At 50.0% G+C, this 17831-nt stretch carries 18 protein-coding genes and 1 tRNA gene; 15 read left to right on the forward strand and 4 right to left on the reverse strand.

What is annotated here, in order from left to right:
* Positions 1-42: 42 nt before the first annotated feature.
* The 7 genes from NYR02_RS14310 to NYR02_RS14340 all read left to right on the forward strand — a co-directional run bounded on the left by NYR02_RS14310 (position 43) and on the right by NYR02_RS14340 (position 7314).
* Positions 43-453, forward strand: coding sequence for a PanM family protein (locus NYR02_RS14310; protein ID WP_260977032.1), 411 nt, complete (start codon positions 43-45; stop codon positions 451-453).
* A gap of 109 nt (positions 454-562) precedes the next feature.
* Positions 563-1204 (forward strand): MlaC/ttg2D family ABC transporter substrate-binding protein, encoded by a 642-nt coding sequence (locus NYR02_RS14315; RefSeq protein ID WP_260977033.1) that lies wholly within the window; start codon positions 563-565, stop codon positions 1202-1204.
* Between the two features lie 428 nt (positions 1205-1632).
* The gene (locus tag NYR02_RS14320) at positions 1633-4056 is read left to right on the forward strand and encodes a bifunctional diguanylate cyclase/phosphodiesterase (protein ID WP_260977034.1); all 2424 of its coding nucleotides are present in this window, start codon (positions 1633-1635) and stop codon (positions 4054-4056) included.
* Positions 4057-4117: 61 nt separating this feature from the next.
* Positions 4118-5221 carry an A/G-specific adenine glycosylase gene (gene mutY, locus NYR02_RS14325; protein WP_260977035.1) on the forward strand — a complete coding sequence of 368 codons (1104 nt, stop codon included), beginning with the start codon at positions 4118-4120 and terminating at the stop codon, positions 5219-5221.
* A complete protein-coding gene (locus NYR02_RS14330; RefSeq protein ID WP_260977036.1) occupies positions 5218-5496 on the forward strand; it encodes an oxidative damage protection protein in 279 nt (92 codons plus the stop codon). Before mutY ends, NYR02_RS14330 begins: the two co-directional genes overlap by 4 nt.
* A gap of 82 nt (positions 5497-5578) precedes the next feature.
* Positions 5579-5654 (forward strand) — tRNA-Phe (locus tag NYR02_RS14335).
* A 235-nt stretch (positions 5655-5889) separates the two neighbouring features.
* Entirely contained in the window at positions 5890-7314 is a 1425-nt protein-coding gene (locus NYR02_RS14340) for a site-specific integrase (protein WP_260977037.1), read from the forward strand.
* Between the two features lie 13 nt (positions 7315-7327).
* On the opposite strand, the gene NYR02_RS14345 is transcribed toward NYR02_RS14340, so the two are convergent.
* The 3 genes from NYR02_RS14345 to NYR02_RS19620 form a co-directional block, all read right to left on the reverse strand.
* A complete protein-coding gene (locus tag NYR02_RS14345) occupies positions 7328-8074 on the reverse strand; it encodes a hypothetical protein (RefSeq protein ID WP_260977038.1) in 747 nt (248 codons plus the stop codon).
* A 204-nt stretch (positions 8075-8278) separates the two neighbouring features.
* The gene (gene radC, locus NYR02_RS14350) at positions 8279-8740 is read right to left on the reverse strand and encodes a RadC family protein (protein ID WP_260977039.1); all 462 of its coding nucleotides are present in this window, start codon (positions 8738-8740) and stop codon (positions 8279-8281) included.
* Between the two features lie 49 nt (positions 8741-8789).
* A complete protein-coding gene (locus NYR02_RS19620; RefSeq protein ID WP_414716588.1) occupies positions 8790-9050 on the reverse strand; it encodes a helix-turn-helix domain-containing protein in 261 nt (86 codons plus the stop codon).
* Positions 9051-9163: 113 nt separating this feature from the next.
* Between NYR02_RS19620 and NYR02_RS14355 the strand changes: the two genes are divergently transcribed.
* From NYR02_RS14355 to NYR02_RS14380, 7 genes are all read left to right on the forward strand, one after another.
* Positions 9164-10135, forward strand: a complete 972-nt coding sequence (locus NYR02_RS14355) for a tetratricopeptide repeat protein (protein ID WP_260977040.1) — start codon at positions 9164-9166, stop codon at positions 10133-10135.
* A 2-nt stretch (positions 10136-10137) separates the two neighbouring features.
* Positions 10138-10809, forward strand: a complete 672-nt coding sequence (locus NYR02_RS14360; RefSeq protein ID WP_260977041.1) for a hypothetical protein — start codon at positions 10138-10140, stop codon at positions 10807-10809.
* A gap of 144 nt (positions 10810-10953) precedes the next feature.
* Positions 10954-11100: a helix-turn-helix domain-containing protein gene (locus NYR02_RS19625; RefSeq protein ID WP_414716589.1), complete on the forward strand. Its 147-nt coding sequence runs from the start codon at positions 10954-10956 to the stop codon at positions 11098-11100.
* Between the two features lie 134 nt (positions 11101-11234).
* Positions 11235-12617, forward strand: coding sequence for a primase-helicase family protein (locus NYR02_RS14365; RefSeq protein ID WP_260977042.1), 1383 nt, complete (start codon positions 11235-11237; stop codon positions 12615-12617).
* Between the two features lie 324 nt (positions 12618-12941).
* Positions 12942-13517 (forward strand): recombinase family protein, encoded by a 576-nt coding sequence (locus NYR02_RS14370; protein ID WP_260977043.1) that lies wholly within the window; start codon positions 12942-12944, stop codon positions 13515-13517.
* A 301-nt stretch (positions 13518-13818) separates the two neighbouring features.
* Positions 13819-14160, forward strand: a complete 342-nt coding sequence (locus NYR02_RS14375; RefSeq protein WP_260977044.1) for a hypothetical protein — start codon at positions 13819-13821, stop codon at positions 14158-14160.
* Between the two features lie 18 nt (positions 14161-14178).
* Positions 14179-14310 (forward strand): hypothetical protein, encoded by a 132-nt coding sequence (locus tag NYR02_RS14380; protein WP_260977045.1) that lies wholly within the window; start codon positions 14179-14181, stop codon positions 14308-14310.
* A gap of 767 nt (positions 14311-15077) precedes the next feature.
* Here NYR02_RS14380 and NYR02_RS14385 read toward each other — a convergent pair.
* Positions 15078-16217 (reverse strand): aminotransferase-like domain-containing protein, encoded by a 1140-nt coding sequence (locus NYR02_RS14385; RefSeq protein ID WP_260977046.1) that lies wholly within the window; start codon positions 16215-16217, stop codon positions 15078-15080.
* 155 nt (positions 16218-16372) lie between these two features.
* On the opposite strand from NYR02_RS14385, the gene NYR02_RS14390 reads away from it, so the two are divergent.
* On the forward strand, positions 16373-17242 hold the full coding sequence (locus NYR02_RS14390) for an AraC family transcriptional regulator (RefSeq protein ID WP_260977047.1): 870 nt from the start codon (positions 16373-16375) through the stop codon (positions 17240-17242).
* Positions 17243-17831 lie beyond the last annotated feature (589 nt).

A 17831-nucleotide genomic window follows, 5' to 3' on the forward strand; every position in this document is an offset into this window, starting at 1 on the left:
CCATCACGGCCACTTCCCCGCCATTGCCATGGAGCCAACGCTGTGCCAGTTAAATTGGAACATATCCAGTCACCAACAGACGCCGACTGGAACGATCTCGAAAAAATTCATCAGGAAACCGCAACAGACGGCCTGACCTTTGGCCGTGCGGCACTGGAACAGCACCTGCAAAACGGTGGCTGGATTATGGCCGGACGTTTTAACGACCGTATCATCGGTGTGATTCTGGCAAGCGAAAGCCGCGAGGGAGTGCTACTGCAGCAGGCTGCTGTACGCACCATTACCCAGCGCCGTGGCGTTATGCACCAATTACTGCATTTTATTCAGAGCTGGGCGGCCACTGAGGGTAAAAGACTGTGTGCAGGAGCCTGTCCCGACGCCCTGATACCGGCTCTGCAACACCGCGGCTTTAGCGCCAAAGGCACCTTTTGGATGTACAATCCAGAGAAATAACCTCTCGTTGTTGCATGGATGCAACAAAAAATTCACAGAACGCCACCTTTTCATATCCGTCGCTGATAGCCATACTGGTCAAACTGTTCGACTCCCGGCGGAGAACGTTATGCGAATTGCCCTTCAGACATTATCAACCTTTGCGATCTTTCTGGCCGCATTGCTGGCTTGTGCCAGCGCCAGTGCCAATGAGGCTGATGCCACACCAGTAAGTGCATCAGCTCCGCGTGATGTGGTTGCCTCGGCAACACTTGGTATTATTAACGAGCTGAACAAACTGCAACCGGAACAACGCAGCGAAGATGAAGTTCGCCGCCTGGTGCAAACTTACATCGTGCCAGCCATCGATCAGGAAAAAATTGCCATGGGCGCGCTGGGGAAATACTGGCGTCGTGCCAACCCTGAGCAACGTCAGGCTTTTATTGATCGCTTCCGTGAACTGCAGATCCGAACCTACAGCGGTGCTTTCAAAGCCTTTAATGGTGAGCAGTTCGTCTTTGAAGAAGCGCGCTTTAACAACAGTGGCGACAAAGCACTGGTTAAAGGCACGCTGAAGCAAAACAACGGCAATACGATTCCTGTTGATTTCCGCCTGTTCCGCGATGATGAAACCCAGCAATGGCGCATCTATGATGCGGTCATTGCCGGTCTGGGTATGGTGAAAACCTACCGCGAACAACTGAGCGAGCGTTTACAAAATATCAGCATGAATGAACTGCTGGCGGAACTTTCCGCTGAGGATGCCAACTAAACGTACAGCAAGTCTCTCTTTCTTGTTTTTTTCCTCCCCTATTACTGGCCCTTGTGGCCAGTTTTTTTATGCCGCCGGTTCAGCCTGCGATGGTAATCCCCGCTCTCCTTACCTAAGCTGGACTATGTGCCAGAACATAAACGGACAGACAAAGCAGAGTCCGCATCCATGGCAAAGGAATCTCTTCCGCAATCCGGCGCGGCGGTTTATTGTCTGCCTCCGGCTTTACAAAATGAGATCGCCTGTTCAGCCGGCCCCCAAACACAATGTTGGCAGGTGTTAATAACGGACGGGCGCATTGCCAGTAGCAGGGAATCGGAGAATTTTGTGCAGCAGGGTCGCATGAGCAGTTTTACGCAACAGGAGAATCGCAGCCAGCCGTTGACTGGCGCGCACGACCGCCACAACCGGCGTCAGGAGGGCATGCTTTGATCCGCAGCCTCAGCATGCAATCGTTACGACGCAAACTGGTCATCATTGCCATGATTACCACCGGCCTGACGTTGCTGGTTTCTAACCTCGCGTTTATTTCACTCGAATACTATCTGAGCCGTCAGGATACCGAGAAAAAACTGACCGTCCTCGGCGAAGTGATTGCCAGTCGCGCCACCGCAGCCCTGACGTTCAGCGACTTCACTTTATTGAGCACCAATCTGCACACTTTACGCGCCGATACCAGCGTGGTTCGCGGCTGCATCTACACGGAAAACCAGTCGTTGGCCGCCGCCTATATGTCGGAGGAAGACGGTATTGAATGCCCCGTCCGGCTACCGGAATTGCAGCGTAAACAGCTGCATAATTTCACTCAGTTTTTCCCCATCCTGCTCGATGGCGAACCGATCGGCATGCTCTATATAGAAATCAGCCATAAAGACCTGCTGCACCGCATCAATCAGTTCCTGATCTTTTCTTTGATTATTCTGGCTGCGGCGGTGTTGTTGGCCATATTCCTCGCCAATAAATTGCAGGGCGTGGTTGCCCGGCCAATGAAGGATCTGGGTAATACGCTGCGCCACATCATGCTCAACAAGGATTACTCCATCCGCGCAGCGAAAGAAAACAACGACGAACTGGGCGATCTGGTTGATCTGTTCAACAGCCTGCTGCTGACCATTGAGGAAGAAAATGCATCGCTCAAAACCAGTGAAGAGCGCTTCCGCAAACTGACAGCATTATCCCCGGTGGGTATTTTTCAGGTCGATGGCAAGCAGCGCCTGCAGTATGTCAACCAGCGCTGGCGCGATATTCATGGCATTCCCGATGAGCTGCCCAGCCTGCAGGACTGGTTTGCACGCATCCATCCGGATGATCTGAATACCACGCAACAAGCCTGGAACCGGCTGATCTGCGAGCAGGAAAGCATCGCCCTGGAGCTGCGTCTGGTGCGTCGCGATCACAGCCATACCTGGATTCAGCTGCTGGCCAGTGCGCTGCATGACCGTAATGGCGAATTGCTGGGCTATTTAGGGGCTATTTCAGATATTTCCGAACTGAAAGCCGCACAGATTCAGATGGAAAACCTCGCCTTTTACGATCCGCTGACCGGCCTGGCCAACCGCCGCTTATTTAAAAATCGCCTGGAAAAAGCCGTTAAAAGCGTACTGCGCTCAGGCTCTTCGATGGCGCTGATGTTCCTCGACATGGATCAGTTCAAACGTATCAACGATACCCTTGGCCACGATGCCGGCGATATTCTGCTGAAGGAAGTATCCAACCGTTTAAGTGCCACTGTACGTGAAAACGACACCGTTTCGCGTATTGGCGGCGATGAATTCACCATTCTGCTGACCGATGTACACCACACCGCCGATGTATTGGTGGTCGCCGAGAAGCTGTTACTGGCGCTGGCCAAGCCTATCCGCATCAAAGGCCAGGACATCGTGACGACCGTCAGTATTGGTATCACCCTGACACCGGATGACTCGACCGACGTTAACACCCTGATGAAAAACGCCGACCTGGCGATGTATCGCGCCAAAGAACTTGGCCGCAACAACTTCCAGTTTTTCTCGGAAGATATGAATCAATCCATTCTCGAGCATCTGTCGCTGGAGAAAGAGATCAACGAAGCCATAAACCGCGAACAGTTCAGCCTGGTATTCCAGCCCAAAATCAGCCTGTTCGACTACAGCGTTACCGGTGTTGAAACCCTGATCCGCTGGCAGCATCCGGAAAAAGGCATGATTACCCCCGACCGCTTTATTCCGGTGGCCGAAGAAACCGGGCAAATTATTGAAATCGGCAGCTGGGTGCTGGAGCAAAGCTGCCGGCAGATCAGCTCGTTGATCCGCAGCAACGTACTGCCCAATACCGCTAAGGTTGCGGTTAACCTCTCCGCCCGCCAGTTTACCGACCCAAGCCTGCTGGCACGCATTAACAGTGTGATCGAAATCAGCCAGATCCCGCCCCATTGCCTGGAGCTGGAAATTACCGAAAGCACGCTGATGAAAGACGTCGAAAGCGCCATCCAGATCATGCAGGAAATCAAAAAAATCGGCGTTGCCATCGCCATCGATGACTTCGGTACCGGCTATTCATCGCTGGCCTACATCAAACGCTTCCCGATTGACGTGCTGAAAGTCGACCGCTCTTTTGTTATGGATATTCCGGACGACAAAAACGATATGGCCATCACCGCCGCGGTAATCGCTATGGCACACAAACTGAGCATGACCGTGGTAGCAGAAGGCGTCGAAACCCAGGAGCAGCTGCACTTTTTACGGCAGAATAACTGCGATGAGGGTCAGGGCTACCTGTTCAGTCGGCCTCTGTCACTTGGCCAGCTGCACCAGTTCCTCAACGAAAACGAACGCATGCGTAAGCAGGGCAACCATATCGGCCTGCTGCAATAAGCCCTCGTTCCGCGCTGGTGAAATACCTATACTGGCGCCCAAATCTTAATCTTCTGTATTTATGACGCGCTCATTTTCTTTCGCCGATGCCGTGCTCGGCTGGTATCACAAACACGGCCGCAAAGACCTGCCCTGGCAGCAACAGATTAACCCTTACCGGGTCTGGGTTTCCGAAATCATGCTACAGCAAACCCAGGTCAGCACTGTCATTCCCTATTTTGAACGCTTTATGCAGCGTTTCCCTGATGTGCAGGCACTGGCCGCTGCAACTCAGGACGAAGTTCTGCACCTGTGGACCGGCCTTGGCTACTACGCCCGCGGACGCAACCTGCACGCCTGCGCTCAGGCCGTGGTACGCGATTTTAACGGTGAATTTCCGCGCAGCGTCGAAGCCTTAAGCGAACTGCCGGGCATCGGCCGCTCCACCGCCGCCGCCATCGCCTCCATCAGCATGAATATCAATGCGCCTATTCTCGACGGCAACGTCAAACGCGTACTGACCCGCTTCTTCGCGATTGAAGGCTGGCCCGGCGAAACCAAAGTACAAAACCAGCTGTGGACTCTGGCGGAAGAGCTGACGCCGCAACACAGCTCACGCGAATACACCCAGGCAATGATGGATCTCGGCGCGACGCTCTGTACACGCAGCAAACCCGCCTGCGGTATCTGCCCGCTGCAGCCGCAATGTGAGGGCTTACAAACCGGCAAGCCGACACAGTTCCCGAACAGCAAACCGAAAAAAGAAAAACCGGAAAAGCACAGCCTGTTGCTGATGATTCAGAACCCGGCAGGCGAATACCTGTTACTGCAGCGCCCGCAAAAAGGCATCTGGGGCGGTTTATGGAGCTTTCCGGAAGCGCAGGACATACAACAGGCCCGGCAACTGCTGCAGGAACAACTCAATCATCACAGCGGTGATGATGAAGAACAGTGGCTGACGCCCTTCCGCCATACCTTCAGCCACTATCACCTGCATATTCAGCCGATACTCATCCGTCTGCCGCACAGCCATCTCGCCGTAGGCGAAACTGGCGACCAGCAGCAACACTGGTACAATCCCCGCAACCCCAGCACGCTGGGCCTGGCAGCACCGGTAAAAATGCTGCTGCAAAGCATGGCCGGCACCAGCGCCGAATCCGGCATACCGTCCGAGGAATTGTTATGACCCGCACCGTTTTCTGCAAAAAGTACCAACAGGAACTTGAAGGCCTGAACAGCCAGCCTTTCCCCGGCCCGAAAGGCGAAGAAATCTTCCTCCATGTCTCGCAAAAAGCCTGGGATGAATGGACCGTTCACCAGACCCGTCTGATCAACGAGAAGCACCTCAACATGATGGACATACAGGCACGCAAATATCTGACCGAGCAACGGGACAAATTCTTCAGCGGCGACGAGTTCGACATGGCTGAAGGCTATGTTCCTGAAAATAAAGATAAATAAACCGATTGCGGGGGGTTGACACTCCGCCAGCCAACGGGTTTAATACGCGCCACTTGACGAACACAACGTTGTTCAACAAGACGCCCAGATAGCTCAGTCGGTAGAGCAGGGGATTGAAAATCCCCGTGTCGGTGGTTCGATTCCGCCTCTGGGCACCACACTTTCTAAGAGCCTCGCTAATGCGGGGCTTTTTTATGTCCACCCTTCAGGCTGTCACACATATGGTACACATTTGTGACACACTATCTGATCCGGCGTGGCTCTATCTACTATTTCAACCGTCGCTTGCACGGTAATCTTATCCGCCTATCCCTGAAACTAACTGATAGAAAACAGGCACAAGAACACGCCCTCCTTATATACATACATCTGAATCGTTGCGTCCGGCAAAAAATGAAACCAAAGCAAATAGAAAAAGAAGCTCAAAAGCTGGCTAAAGAACTGTACGAGGACTGGCTGCTGAAATTTGAGGCACTAGATATACCTGAACGGGAGCGGCTCTCGTATCTGGATTCGATGCTACAGAGCGACGATGGCGGCTATTCCGACCTGTGCGATCTTGTCTACGACGGAAAACTGGATAATGAAGCCCTGCGAGACGCAAAGGCTGATCTGCTATACGTGGATATGAAGCGTGCATACGTTCGGAAGTACCGCAACCCACGATTACAACTGGAGTCCGACACTGCCAGCGTCTCGGCTCCCGCCACGTCTGCCAAGGTGATTCTGATAGGGGATGCTCTGGAAGAATTCCTGCAAGAGAAGCAAGCCAAAGACCCTAACGTCAAGGCTGCGACTCTGGACGAATACAGGGCAGCCGTTCGAGACTTCTGCGAAATCACTGAGATTCAGACGGTATCTGAAGTTACTCACGACTCAGCCAAACACTTCCGAAATACGCTGAAGGAACTGCCCAAGCAGCACAGGGCCAAAAGCCAATATAAAAGCATGTCGATAGCCGACCTGCAGAGCCTGAATCTGCCAGATAGCCAGAAGCCTTCACCCAAGACCATTAATGGCAAGCTGGCCAACCTGTCATCGCTGTTCGACTATCTGATTCAGACAGATGCGGCATCTAAGAATCCATTTACAGGGCTGCAGCTTAGAGCCGAAACCAACAGCTATGAAGCATTCACCAGTGCAGATCTGAAGACCATTTTCAGTTCAGCCATCTACAGCGATCCGAAGTACAGACGCAGTACCCGGACAGGTACACAGTCTCATTGGTGGTTAATGGTGCTGGCAGCATTTACCGGCGCCCGGATTGGTGAACTGGTACAGCTCCGTACACAAGACATCAATGAAACCGCTGACATCCCAACGCTGACAATCACGGATGACGGCGAGGATATGTCAGTAAAGACTAATGCTGGTATTCGTACTTTGCCTATACATGCGGCACTGGTAGAGCTGGGGTTCCTTGACTACGTTGAGCGCTTGAAAAAAGCAGGAATTAACCGGATTCTTCCTCAGATTAAAATGGGAACGAAAAAACCCGGCGAGGTTGCATCTAAATGGTTCAATGAGCGCTACCGCGAGCGATGCTTCCCTCAATTCAAAGAGGATAAGAAAGTATTTCACTCATTCCGGCACGCTTTCATCAGTCAGTCACTGCGCTGTGACATGGATATTCATAAGCTACAACAGATGGTTGGGCACGAACCTAAGTACCTGAACGAAACCGCAACCTATTCAGACGGCTTCTCTATTCAACAGCTAAAAACTGAAATGGATAAATTCCGGTACGATGACTTCAGTATCACTGACATCAAGGAAAGCTGGCGCGAGCTTCACCAATTTACAGTGAATAACGTTTGAGCTATCAAAGTATTTAAGAGCCCAAGCTACTTAGTAGTTTAACAGTGTCTGGGGCTCTTAAGATAAATTCCTGCGTAATATGCAACACACCTACACATGCGGCTATATCAGTTACTGCTGCACGGATTTTATTTCCAACCGATGTTTCCTTTACGGCTGAATATACATGAGGGTCTAGAATAATACGTCCTGCTAGTTCTTGGGTTGTGCGTAGCACTTCAGCCTGACCAGTGATTTTATAGTTGTTCAACGCTAATATTATTTGATTTAGCGAATACATGAAGTATGAACGAACCAATGGCGTCAGTTCGGTAGAGGTGGACACCTCTTCAAATAACTGCATGAGATTATCTAGTAACGCCTCTAATGCTGATTCATCAACATTGGCTTTCCCAATGCTCTTTCCAATCAGCGAGTCAGCCATCGTTAAGAAAACCATAGATGAATTAGTCTCCGCTATGAATCCCGCCATTAAGAGATTACTGGGATTATGATAAGGAGTGAACTTCATCAAGGTCAGTAACAGCTTTGTTTGCCATTCAGTCGCCACAGCTTCTACTGCAGGTGAATCAACTCTTACAAGTTCGGCCGTATCAGAAACCAAACGAAGAACCTGAGTATAGCCTGCGGCCACCTCCTCTTGCGAATTGCCACATCGAAGACCTGCCTGCCACCCTCTCAGAATATTAGCCTCAGCTTTTTCCCCTCTCATCAGTTCCATGATCATAAGTAGGCGTTTAGCTGGACTATCTGCAAACATAAAAATCCCTAACATATTGATAGTAGTATTCAGCGATTCTATTTCTCTTACTATGGATAGCCAAGTATTTAAAAAGTACCCGAAGGTACTTTTTTCTGCCTATTCTTCTGACTTTTCCTCCTCCATCGCTCGTTCAGCCAAGTAAGCAGCCAGTGCCACCAGCACAACGCTGGCAATCCGCATTGCTATGTTCATTTCAGTTCCTCATAGGTATCCACGTTCAGCAAAGGACACCGAGCACTGGTCACCTATCACCAGATGATCCAGTACCCGGATGTCCACCAGCCCCAGAGCCTGAACCAGACGATCCGTAATCGCCCGGTCAGCCTGCGAGGGTTCAGCTACACCTGAAGGATGGTTATGAGCCAGAATCACAGCCGCTGCATTGAGCCTCAGCGCCTCCTTCAAGACCTCTCGTGGGTATACAGCCGCTGCGTCGATAGTCCCTCTGAACATCTCCCTATACTCAATCAGGCGATGCTGACTATCTAGGAACAGCAAGGCGAAGACCTCATGCTCATAGTGAGCTAATCGGTCTGTCAAATAGCGACGGCTTGTATGAGGGGAAGTGAACGAGTCACCCCGCTTGTAGCGTTCTGCCAGCAGCCGAGCAGCTACCTCCAGAACTTCGCGGGCGGTCATTGGTTTGGTTGTTACATAGTCCATAAGTACTCCTCATGTGTATCCAGAGTACTTGTAACAACGATGATCAGCCTTATTGATCGTCTGCTATGACTGGGGAACTACTCACCAATTCCAGAATTCTGGATGGCTCCGTTTCCAGCGCTCCTGCCAGTCTGAACAGGCTGACAACTGTCAGATTCCGTTTCCCCCTCTCGACCTCGGATATATATGTCGGATGCAGCCCTGAGCGGGCAGATAGCTCTTCCTGAGTAATATCCAACAATAAGCGTTGTCTGCGGACATTCCTTCCTATTGCGAGTAGTAGCTCTCTGTCTGTCATTGTTCGGACCATTGCGTGCAGTTGTGCAATGTTCCCGGCCTATCCCATCTTCCTCCACAGGCCATGAGTGAGTATTATTCACTTATAAGTGAATAATGTTCTATTCTTAGTAAAAAGGAAGCGCTATGAAGTACCTAACTGCTCTCTTAATGAGCCTCTGCCTGACTGGCTGCCTGAAGGAAGACCCCAACACTCTGGTTCACCTAGCTCTTACTGCTGTCGATTCTGAGCAGTATCAGAAGGCAGAACAGCTTCTCAGGGAGGCAACCGAACAGGACTACCTGCCTGCTTACAACGTACTGTTCAATTTAAAGACTAGGGGGCTGATTACCGCCAACGACGAGGACTCTGCACTCTGGCTAGCCAAGAGTGCTGAACACGGCAACAGACGCAGTACATACACGATGGCCCAGCAAGCTAAGGCTGCGAATAAGCATGATGAGTACATCATGTGGCTGGATAAGTCAGCGTATGCCGGCAATACATTCGCTCAGAATGAGCTGGGCCTGTTCTATATGAACGAGGGGAACAATCCAGAAGAAGGCCTCCATCTGCTCTGGCTATCGCTGGATATGCCCTATGACCTGACGCCTTCAGAAGTATTCACGTCCTTCCTCCACCTGTATGAGACGGGCGATTCCGCTATGCGTCTGACCGCATTTTATGCAGTGGGACAGCTTCTGCAGAGCGACGAGGTGAAGTTCAGCTTCAGAGACGACCAGCTATTCATAACCCAAGCCGGTACAGAGTATGAGATTCCACAATTCAAGCGTTTCGCTGAATTCGCTCAGAAGGGGGACTTCCGATCCAGCCTGATTCATGAGATGGCCTATATCAAGGCATCCAATGACATTCCCGTCAGTCGATTCCTAGGCACAGGCAAAGATGTCCGCACCCTGAGACAAATTGCGGTGTTCTTCATGTACGAAATGAAGAACAACCCTCCTATGGGCGATGAGCCCTCTGAAGCCAGACGAGATACCTTCGTTAGCATCAACACCAACTTCATTAAATACATGAATAAGCACTGCGCCGATGGCTATATCAAGTGCCCGATTATTAGCGAATACGTGTCAGGACTCTTACCAAGGACGTAACTATGAACCTGAAGCTCAATACCGCAATGCTGATTCTTATGCCTGTTATTCTGACACTGGGAAAATATGGCCTGTCCCTGACGAACGGCACCCTGCCACATTTACCGATGTCATCACTGGCCATTCTCATTCCAGTCCTAATGGCTGGTGGAGCGGCATGGCTCATCAGCCGCTCGCCAGCCTTCGCTATCGCATGGGCGATGGCTACCCTGCCGCTTTCCGTTGCCGTGAACTCCCGACTGATTGCCATGAAGACCGGCCCACAATGGATGCAAGGCCTAGCCAAAGCAGAGGGAATGCAGTTCTTCAATACTTTCCTAAGTAATCTGGGCTGGGTCGCTATTATCGTGACCGTCATTGTACTGCTGGTGTTCCGAGAAGATGTGAAGGCCACACTGCAGAACAAGCTGATACTGATCGCCACTATCGTTGCACTGGCTCTGCTGGCTCTGGAGCATCATTGGATATTCGTATTCATGATGACCGCTCCTCTCTTCACTTCGTATCGCTCGTGGGGCAGCGTTCTGCCCTATCTGGCTCTGGTAGCCTTGGGAAGCTCGCTCATGTTCAAAGGCAATAGCCTGTTTGCCATTGGCGTTGTGCTCTTCCCTGCGTCCCTTGGCATAGCCTGGCTTATTCACTGGCTGAAGAAGCCGACTGAAGCCACCGCCTGATCCTCCCTCTAAGCGGGCGCTCTCTGCCCGCTATGCTCATACTCCCTATCGACCTATTCATTTTAATTCTTTTTTGTTTTTTTCAGTTCAGTTCTGTGCGCTCACCTTAAAATAATTACAGGAAGCTATTAAGGAATAAACACATTGAAAACCAACCGTATTACACGAGTCAGGAAGGCTCAAATTATCGCCCTCAGAGATGAGGGATACACCCACCAATACATTGCCGAGAAGGTCGGATGTCATCGCAACACCGTCGGCACGGTACTCAGAGACGCGAGAATTAAATGAGGACAGCATGTACCTGAAATTGAAGGGAGGGACATATACGTCCCTGCTCACAGAAGCCAATGCACACGGAATGTCGTTGGCCGCATATATCAACCGCTTACTAGAAATAAAATTAATCCAACAAGGATGTACTGATGGAACTGCACGAATTGAACGAGCTGGCCATGACGGCCAGAGCCAACGAATGGGCTGACCAAGAACACGCAAACGGCTGGTGCTGGTACACCGGAGAAGAGCGCATAGCCCCGTATCTCTGGAACCCCAGAACCGGCACCCGGAATACCGTTGAGGCAATGTTGCTGAAGGCACACCAACTGGGTATAGAAAAAACGAAGGCGTATGACGCTCTCCGCCGAGAACTACAAACTGTCGATGGCGTCCGTTTCGCTCCGGGAATGCCACAATTTTTAGAAGAAAATGGCTGCGTATTCCTGAATACCTTCCGAAGCATGGAGGACGCCGTATCTGATATATATGGAGAAGTTGAGGAAATCGAAGTCGAACCATTCATGGAATTCATTAATCGCCTAACCATGAATGATCACGATAGAGAGTGGCTGCTGTGCTGGATGGCCCACATGATCCAGAAGCCACAGGAAAGGCCGAGTGTGCACCCTCTGTTTCGAAGCCAGCACGGCATAGGCAAGAACGTGCTCGTGGAGCATGTCCTGAACCGGCTGCTGGCAGGCCATACCAGCACCAACAGCCTACGTCAGATCAACAGCGAGCACAGTGAGAGTGTGGCGAACAACCTGCTGGTATTCGTCGATGAGAGCAAGGCAAAAGGGCTGAATGTCTATCTACAGCTGAAAAGCATTCTGGCATCGAAGTTCGCCACAATCAGTCCGAAGTACGTCAGAGAGTATCAACAGCAGATATACGCACGCTTCATGTTCGCGGATAACACTGAGGGGCGAGCCTTCACTATCGAGCAGGATGACCGCCGCATCTACGTTATGGAGTATGTAATTCATGAACTGGACAAGCAGGAGACTCAGGAATTCATCCGCGACTTCCTCGCGTGGTGGCCACACGGATGGGCAGATGTGTACTGTTATCTTAAACAGTACGACATCTCAGCGTGGAACCCTTTTGATTGCCCAATGACGCCAGCCAAGCGTGACTACTTGGATATGTGTACAGACCAATTGGAGAACCTGATTGCTAAATATCAGGCCGACACCCAACGCATGACAATTACTGAACATAGCTGGAACAGCTTCATCAATACACAAGGCTTCTCATATGAAGAAAGTGAGAATTACCGGTGGACGAAGCTGCATCTCAACAGGGAGCTATCCTTCCGGCGAAAACTGGAGGATGTTGGCTTCAGAGAAAAGAATGCGTCAAAAAGGATTAATGGCCGCCAGCGGCGGAAGAAGGCGTGGATTCTGACTAGTCACGGACAGCCCAGCGAATATGACCTGATTGAACGAGAGGACTCCCGCATCCTGAGGGAAAGTGAGGAAGCCATTCCCGAGGATGCGCTACCAGAAAGTCAGATCTACACGGTGTAACCATCTATTAGGAAGGGAGGCCGCAACCCCGATCACCCCTATCACAGAAAAGGGCCGGAGATATTGCCAATCCGGCCTTTGGAAAAATGACTGAGGATCGTGGGCAACACCTATCACTCACTGGATCAAACCCATATCAAGGGGTATCACTTTCCTCTTAGGGCCGCGTTATAAGTACAACGGTAAGCACCCTGCCTACCGTCATTCTTTGAACCATGCCCTAGTGGGAGACTTCTCCCGACCTGAAATTATCTCCCAATAGAGTCCATTCCAGGCTTTTGAGAGACATCTCCCACTGGGCCTAGAGTCTATTGGGAGGCCACTATGGCAATCATCGGTTACGCCCGCGTATCAACCACCGGGCAATCACTCACCGCTCAACTCGAAGCACTGTCATCCTGCGACAAGGTCTTTCAGGAAAAGGTCAGCGGTAGCAAGACAGACCGGCCTGAACTGGTCGCGGCACTGGACTACATGAGGGACGGAGACGAGTTCATCGTCACTAAGCTGGATCGACTGGCGCGCAACACCAGTCACCTGCTGGAGATCGTCGATAAACTGAACGCGAAGGGTATCACCCTGAAGATCCTGAATATCGGCATTGATACCGGTACGCCAACCGGCAAGCTGATGCTCACTATGATCGGAGCCATCGCCACCTTCGAGCGGGAAATGATGCTGGAACGACAGGCTGAAGGTATCGCTCAGGCCAAAGCGAAGGGTCTGTATAAAGGGAGGAAGCCGACAGCACGGAGTAAGGCCAGCGAGCTGAAGGCTCTGTTGGCAGCCGGTGCATCTAAGCGGCAGGCTGCCAAAGAACTGGGAGTCAGCGAATCTAGCATCTATAGGTTACTCTTAGGAGTAGCAACTGAGAATAAACCCGAGCAGCGCCCTTCGTAGGCTTGAAAAGCCTAGAGTACCTCTGAATCATTCTGTATAGCTTCGCCGAGATCGCCACTGAATGATTCAGAGGTGCCCTAGAGTAGACTTTAGTCTTCCATCTATTAGCAGATACACTGAGAGCTAGATAGTAAAAAAACATGAAATGTATAGTTAGTCGCAATCAACGCACTTAAGCTCATGGTAAAAATGGGCTGATGGGTCTAGGATCAAAGCTGAGATTAACCAGTTTTGAACTTTTGATTGACGGATCGGTCAATACTTGTACAATGTCGCGCCTGTTAGTGAAAGGAGTCAGGTTGTGAACAGTGTATTGAGGGATCCCCGTGAAGAAGTTTCTGAGCTTCATCATGAGATTGTACGTGTTGGAAACATGTTTCTAAAACAAGTGGAAAAGTATTCGATCTTAGAGCTCAAGGAGCATGACGATCCCACGTATGAAGATGTAGCAAAGGCTGCTCGATTGATGTCGCAGCTTCTTGAGGAAATTGCTTCTATCGGTGTCTACGGGGAAGAGAGGTTAGCATCAAATGCAGCTCAGGCTGCACTTTTCATGGAAAGAATGGCTATAGCCATTAGTAAGTGCAATCAAGAAGCTCTAGATGTGGCTGTATCAGAGCTCAAAGGTATGGCCTTAATTTAAAACTAAAGGGGTAATAGTATGAAACAACTGTCTAGTCACGAACGTGCACGGCTGCAAAAGCTGATCCGTGAGGGAAAAGCTGCTGTATCCCGTATTGAAAAGAACCTGACCATGGTTAACGAGCGTCTATCAAGAAAGAACGCCGCCTAATACAGGTTGCATGGTTTAGAAAGCCTCCCTTAAGGAGGCTTTTTTTATGTCAAAATGAAATAAGAATACATGGTACACTTTTGGCACACATCTCCATCAACCACGATGGTCTGAAGGGCTACCAACCCGCATGATACGTGGCTTCTATGATAGCTGTGCCCTGTCCGCCTCTGGGCACCACGAATATTAAAGAGCCCGCATAGCAATATGCGGGCTTTTTTATTGCCTTTATGCAACGTCATCTCACTGTTCGATTCATCAGGGCCATCCATGGCCCTGCCCCTGCGGGCAGCCTGCGGCTGTGCAAATCAGTGCCGGACAGAGTGGTCCGCCCCTAGCACCAACCATTTCAAGAGCCGCACTAATGCGGGGCTTTTTATGCCCGCCGTTCAGGCTGCCACACATATGGTACACATTTTCTGATCAGGCGCGGTTCGGTTTCCGACTTCAATCGTCGATTACACGGTAAAGGCCTCTGCTTCTCTCTGAAAGTTACTGAGAAAAAGCAGACCAAAGAGCACGCGTTTTTAAAAAAGAACAAGACCAGAACGCCAAGAGGCAAACGGGACAAATAAAAAACAACAGCCGAACCGATAGCCCGAGAGTTGGTAATGATGTCAAATTTACTGGCCCTAACATTGGCGATGCACGCTATTTCAATAACAACACCAACGACAGTTATTTCAAAACATCGACTCATTCACTACATAATTTTAACGCAATCATTTTTATTATTCATAAAGTCATTTCACTCTATCCATGAATAGCTAAAAAACCCTTGCTAATAACTGAATTGCTGCATTTAAATCTTCTGGCTTGCAATAACTAAAGTTAAGTCTGATGGCCGGAGATTTAATGTCATCAGCACTATAAAAAACATCTCCTGGCACAACGGCTACGCCTTTCTCCAAAGCCTTTTTTGCAATTTCCATTGGATCTCCCTGAGCAAGCCTCAGCCAGAGAAACATCCCACCCTCAACTTCCGCATATGATACCTCTGGCGGAAGATGCTGATTAATTGCCTGAGCCAGCGCCAGGTAACGCTGGCGATAGTGGATTCGAACATTACGGAGATGCGCTTCAAATTCGGGGTGAGTGAAAACTTCCAGCATAACAGCCTGCATCGGTAAACTGCTATGCAAATCAGATGTCTGTTTAACTCTTATCAGGTGAGCAATCCATTCTTCGGGCCCGGTTACAGAGCCAAGCCGTAAACCCGGCGCTGATATTTTTGATGATGACCGTAACACCATGGCGTTCTCGGGGCAGAAAGATGATACGAGGGGAAGATGTTCACCTGAAAACCGCAAGTCCCGATAAGGGGCATCTTCAATCAGCGTAACATTAAAAGCCTGGCACAATTTTGCGACGTCTTTCCGTGTTTGTAATGACCAGCTGATGCCCGTTGGGTTATGGAAATCAGGTACGGCATAAAACAGTTTGACCGACCTTGATGCAAATAATTGTTCCAGCGCCATGAGAGCCGGGCCGTTTGACGTCTGCACTACAGTATTAATGTTTGCCTGTGCCAGAGTGAATACCTGCAAAGCACCGAGATAACTCGGAGCTTCCAGCACAATGTGATCCCCTGGATTAATGTACGTTCTGGCAATAAGGTCTAATCCCTGCTGAGAACCGGTTGTCACCAGCGCGCCATGCGACGTTTTAAGATCGCTAGTTACTCTCAGGTGGTCCAGCAGCGGCGCATACCCACGCGTCTCGCCATACTGAAAAACCTGTTTATTACCTGCCACCTTAATCAGCGCTTCCTGCAACAAGGCATGGGGAAATAAATCCGCCGCAGGCAGACCTCCGGCTAAGGATATAACGCCATCAGCAGTGGCCGCCCGGAGAATTTCACGTATATAGGATGAGCGAAGCTGTTGTACATGTCTTGCCGTCTGCATATGGCTCTCCGCCTGTCTCAATTCTGTTATTAGTACTAAAAGACGGTATTGATAATATACTCCTCAAATAATCGATAGATTGTTGGTATAACGCACATCCATTGTCGAAATATGCGCTTTCACATGTCGATATATGATGTCAGGGAGGAAATCTGTTGGACTATCATCAACGATCGCGGATAAATAATGTGCTGTACGCTATCCACAAAGACATCTCAGCAGAACTGACCGCTAAAACATTGGCAGACGTTGCCTCTTATTCCGAGCAGCACTTTCACCGGATTTTTCGTCAAGTTGTTGGTGAATCTGTTCATCAATACATCCGCCGCACACGGCTGGAACATGCCGCCAACCAACTGATATTTGAGCACCGCAGCAGCGTTCAGGAAATTGCCGAAAAGTGTGGCTTCCATTCGGTATCCTCATTCAGTCATGCGTTTAAGCAACTGTTTTCCGTTTCACCAGGAGCCTGGCGCTCTACCGGAAGCAAAAGCAGCGAGCCGCCTTATCTGAACGATCCGGAAATTGCAGCCGGCTATCAGCGGGTACAGAGTCGGGAGTTACCTCAACCGGATATTGTTACCCTGAAAAACCAGCCCGTTGCCTATGTCAGACACCAGGGCTATGGGCGAAACATTCGTCAGGCCTGGCAGACACTACAAGCCTGGGCGGCATCAGAAGGACGCAATAGCACACAACAAATCGCACTCCACCATAGCAATCCGGCCTGGGTGCCTCTGCCCAAATGCCGTTATGTTGCATGCATTGGCATTGAAAAGCCGCTCACTCGCAGCGGAGTTGTGAACAGCATGGTTATTCCTGGAGGTGTGCATGCAGCATTTCGTCTGGAAGGCTGCTATGGCGATTTATTACCTTATCTGAGTCGTATTATGGAGGAATGGCTCCCTCAGTCCGGTTTTAAAATGCAAACGACTCCAGCATTGGTCTGCTATGAAAAGAATCATTTTTTAGCTGAAGATGCTCATTTCAGGCTGGTCTTCAATTTGCCGGTTTCACTGATGTAAAGCCGTGGACAGATCAAACCAACACTGGCTGATGCTGCAACTCAGGACATTTGCCAAACACAAGGCATAAGCCCTCTATAGCAGAACAGACCGATTCAGCACCTCAGGAACTTCCGCCTAAGGAGCGATAACAGAAGTGAGTTAGCACGCTCAGAGGCTATATACCGTGCTCTTCAATATACTGATACACCTCAAGCATAATCAGACTGAACTTAATAGCTTTAATCTATAAGCTGTCCAATATATAAACTTAAAAAGCATTTGGGCTTTGATCACAAGCAGTCATCAAATCCAGCGTGATGCAGCTGCATGAGCCAATCTCCTAGCCTCCTTCACTCGGATTTTCATCAGGCCCCTGATTGATCATTTTTTAAACAATTTAAACGGGTGTTACAAAGCGTGCGGGACAGGGGGATTTTTCTTCAACTTATGCTCAAAGTTATCCACAGATTCTGTGGGTAACGCGTAACACGAACGCCATATAAAGTGTTTCAGTGCTAAAAACAACACTTAATTCTGCCCGATTTTAAAAAATATCCCTTGCATTGATGCCCTGCCGGCAAATCGGTCCTAAGCGCAAAAAAATACT

Origin of the sequence: Thalassolituus pacificus (assembly GCF_025318105.1) — a bacterium.
GTDB lineage: Bacteria > Pseudomonadota > Gammaproteobacteria > Pseudomonadales > Oceanobacteraceae > Venatoribacter > Venatoribacter pacificus.